The organism is Jiangella anatolica, assembly GCF_003236295.1.
In the GTDB taxonomy this organism is placed as follows: Bacteria; Actinomycetota; Actinomycetes; order Jiangellales; family Jiangellaceae; genus Jiangella; species Jiangella anatolica.
The window spans coordinates 1-3042 of sequence record NZ_POTW01000180.1; the positions used below are offsets into that span (position 1 = coordinate 1).

General features: G+C 76.5%; 1 protein-coding gene. It reads left to right on the forward strand.

Annotated elements, in window-relative coordinates; all coding sequences use genetic code 11:
• Positions 1 to 207 precede the first annotated feature (207 nt).
• Positions 208 to 3042, forward strand: a 2835-nt coding sequence (locus C1I92_RS33555; RefSeq protein WP_146605383.1) for a hypothetical protein, incomplete at its 3' end; no start/stop codon positions are given.

Below are 3042 nucleotides of genomic sequence, written 5' to 3' on the forward strand. Positions count from 1 at the left end.
ACGATGACCAGAAGGTCCGGGCTAGCGGCGCGCAGGTCGGCCAGTGCGGACCAGCAGGCGGCCCGCAGACCGTCCAGCCTGGTGTCGTCGGAAGCCACCATTAGAGGCGGATATGGGCAGATCGCGGCGGCGATGAGCACGACAGAAAGCCTAGATGCGGCGCGGCCCGGCTGCGCCACCGACCTTCTTCATGGTCGAATGTCGGATATGTTCGACGCCGACAACAGCCTCCGCCTCGCCATCGCCGGCGTGGTGCTGCTGCTCGGCCTCGGCACCATCATCGCGTGGTTCCCGGCCCGCCGTCGCGACCATGCCGGACTTCCGTCGCGGCTGCTGGTGACCGCCGGTCTCATCATGGGGATCGCCGACCTCGGCGGCCTGGGCAGCGTGCTCGGCTTCGCGCTGGCGGCGATGGGCGCGCTGATCGCCTGGGAGGCCCAGCCCGCGCCGGAGGTGCCTCGTCCGCATCGCGGCGGCATCGTGGCGTCGGCGATCCTGGCGGGGCTGGCGGCGCTGGGGACGTTCGAGGGCTGGGGGCCGCTGGCGCGGATCCCGGCGGAGCTGCGCCCGGTGGCCACGGTCGTCGTCGCGGCGACGGGGGCGCTGGCGACCCTGGCGATCGCCGATCGGGCCCGGGTGCGCCTGCGCGTCGCCGTCAAGCGGCGGTTTGCCCCCGCACGGCCGCGGGTCGCGGCTGAGGCGCGGGCGGTGCAGCCGGAGCCGCGGCCGGCCAGGGTCGCCGCCCAGTCCCCGAGTCGCCCCGAGGGTGTGATCAACCGCCGGTTCGACGAGCCGCGCACGCGCCCGGCGCCGCCGGTGGAGCCGCGCGCGCGGCCGGCGCCGCCGGCGCGGTCGGAGCCGGTTCAACCGGCCTCGTCGGAGGTGGCCGGCTCGTCGGAGGTGGCCGGCTCGTCGGAGGTGGCCGGCTCGTCGGCGCTCCGGGGCCGGCGGCGGCAGTCGCCGCCGCCGCGCGAGATCACCGTCGCGGGACGCTCGCCCGCCCAACTCCGCGGTGCCCTCACCCGCCGGCTCGCCGCCGTCCGGCGGATGGGCCGCCCAGGCGCTGCCGGAGCGGATCCGGCCGACGTCCGCGCCGACTCGGTGGCTGCGCCCGACACCACCGCCTCGGACACGGGTGTCACCGCTCCGCGCGCCTCCATGCCGGGCGGCGCCGCAGCGGGCGCTGTCTCCTCCTCGGGCACGCCCACCGCGCTGGGCCGCGACCAATCGAGTGACACGCCGAAGAGCGCTGCACCACGTGGCGCACCGGCCACTCCGGTATCGCCGGCTGCATCGGAGACGACTGCCTCACAGGCCACACCAAGCACGGTCAACGCAACGGGCGCCACTGTGTCGGGCACACCCAACGCACAAGGCCGCGATCGATCGGATGCCGCGCCGGAGACCGCCGCAGCGCGTGGCACGGCAGCCACTCCTGCATCGCCGGACGCTGGCGTCACGCAAGGCGCGGCCGCGCCAGGCACGATCGACGCACCGGGCACCGCGGCCACGTCGGATACAGCGACCGCAGCAGGCGACCGATCAGAAGCCGCATCGGAGACGACTGCACCACGTGCCACGCCGGCCACTCCTGTAGCGCCGGCTGCATCAGAACCGACCGACCCACAGGGCACAGCAGGCAGGCTCGACGCGGCGGGCGCCCATGCCGCGCCGGGCACGTCCACCGCGTTGGGCCGCGCCCAGTCGACTGACGCGGCGGCGAGCCCGACACCACCTGGCACGCCGGCCACTCCTGTAGCGCCGGCTGCATCGGAAACGACGGCCGCGCAGGGCACAGCAGGCACGGTCGACACAGCGGGCGTCGACGCCGCGGCGGGCGCAGCTACCGCGCTGGGCCGCAACCAGTCGCCTGACGAGTCGGCGAGTACTGCGGCACGGGGCACATCGGCTACTCCTGCATCGCTGGACGCAGGCGTCACGCAAGGCACGGCAGCGCCAGAGACCAATACCAGGCACGATGCCGGCGAGCCGGACACGGCGGCTGGAGAGACCTCCGGCACCCCGGACGTCGCGGCCGCTGGCGCCGCCGCACGGAGCACGAAGCCCGACGACGCCGGGGCGGCGGGGGAATCGGCATCGGTGGCCGGCGTGAGCCGATCGAAGCTGGAGCTGCGGCGCGCCGTCAGCCGGCGCCTCGCCGCATCCCGTCGCGACCGCGACAACCGCATCGGCCAGCCAGCCGCCGTTCTGTCTCAGCCGCCCACAGCACCGACGCAACCGACCGCACGTCCGGCCGCGTCACCGGCGCAGACCACGAGTGCCGGGCGGTCCGCCGCCGCGGCGGACCGGCCTCAGCGCGGGTGGGCGGCGCGGCTCCGGGCGGCGGTCGGCGGGGCGTCCGCCCAGCGGGAGACGGTCGACGAGTCGCGGGAGCAACCGGTGGGCGCGGCGCCGCCGGCCGACCCAGTGGACGCGGCACCGCCGGCCGACCCGGTGGACCCGGCGCCGCCGGCCGACCCGGTGCACGCGGCACCGCCGGCCGACCCGGTGCACGCGGCACCGCCGGCCGATCCCGGCGCTGAGGAGCAGAGTGGGCCGGCCTGGATCCGCGCGCGCGACTCGCTGCGCCGCCTCACCGCGTCGCGGCTGGATGAACTCGACCAGGAGCCGGCGCCCGCGGCCGAGGCGCCCAAGCCCGAGCCCGAGCCGCGCGAGCAGAGCGGGCCGGCCTGGATCCGCGCCCGCGACGCGCTGCGCCAGCTGACCACGTCGCGGCTCGAACAGCTCGGCGACGAGCGGCCCTCGGCGGAGCCTGCGCCGCGGCACGATGCTCAGGAGGTCGTGCCATGGGCTCGCCGCGACGCCATGCAGCGGCTCACCGTGATCCGGCTTGAGCGACTGGACGAGCCGGGCACGGACGCCGGTCATGAGCGGCACAACGGGACGGCGCCGGGCGACGCCGCGACCAGCGAGCCCGCACACGAACGCGCATCGGACGCGTCGTGGGGTGGCCGGCTGCGGTACGCGGCGCGGGGACGGCGCGCCCGGCCGGCCTCGGAGGCGGCGAGGACGGACACGGGG